The sequence below is a fragment of the Pontimicrobium sp. MEBiC01747 genome (assembly GCF_053601635.1).
The window spans coordinates 1-701 of record NZ_JBSHNS010000211.1 but is presented as its reverse complement, the minus strand read 5'-3'; the positions used below and the strand labels follow the sequence as shown (position 1 = coordinate 701).

At 32.5% G+C, this 701-nt stretch carries 2 protein-coding genes; both read right to left on the bottom strand.

Annotated features, from left to right (window positions below; all coding sequences use genetic code 11):
• The coding region (locus ACVC2P_RS06675) for a RagB/SusD family nutrient uptake outer membrane protein (protein WP_452597697.1) at nucleotides 1–450 on the bottom strand (450 nt) is incomplete at its 3' end.
• A 12-nt stretch (nucleotides 451–462) separates the two neighbouring features.
• The coding region (locus ACVC2P_RS06670) for a hypothetical protein (protein ID WP_452597696.1) at nucleotides 463–701 on the bottom strand (239 nt) is incomplete at its 5' end.

Here is a 701-nt window from a genome sequence, read left to right as displayed (position 1 = left end):
TCCAAAATAACGAACCAAATCAAAATACGTTGCCGCTCTAATAAAGTAAGCTTGCCCTAAAGCAGTATCTCTGTTACTTAACTCAGAATCTTGAATATTATCTATTATTGTATTTGCATTATTAATTGCTTCATACATTGAAGGCCATAAGCGTATTAACCAAGTATTATTTGGTAAGCAATTTAAACTTGTTGCATCTTCACTTGCTCCTTGATTTGAAAAGAATTTTCCAGATACTGGATTTATTAATCCATGTACTGCTGAACCGTGATATCCTGGCCCTGCATATTTTTGATACATACCATTTACTGCTGCTTCAACACCATCTACTGTAGAGAATACTTGTTCTTCTGAAAAAAATGTTTCCACATCTTCTTCCAAAAAATCATCACAGCTTACAAAAAGCATTGCAAGTGTAAAAATTCCTATTGTATAAATATATTTTTTCATTTTATTGATGTTTTAAAATGTTAAGTTTAATGATAAAGCAAAAGATCTTTGGTTAGGGAAAGATCCCCAATCTACGCCAACACGACCTGGATCATGAGTAAAACTGCTTATTTCTGGATCGAATCCGCTATAGTTTGTTAACAACCATAGGTTTTGACCAGACACAGCAACATAAGCGTTTTTAATAAGTGATTTTGGGTTTACTGGAATATTATAACCAAGAGATACGTTAGCTAATCTTAAATAACTAC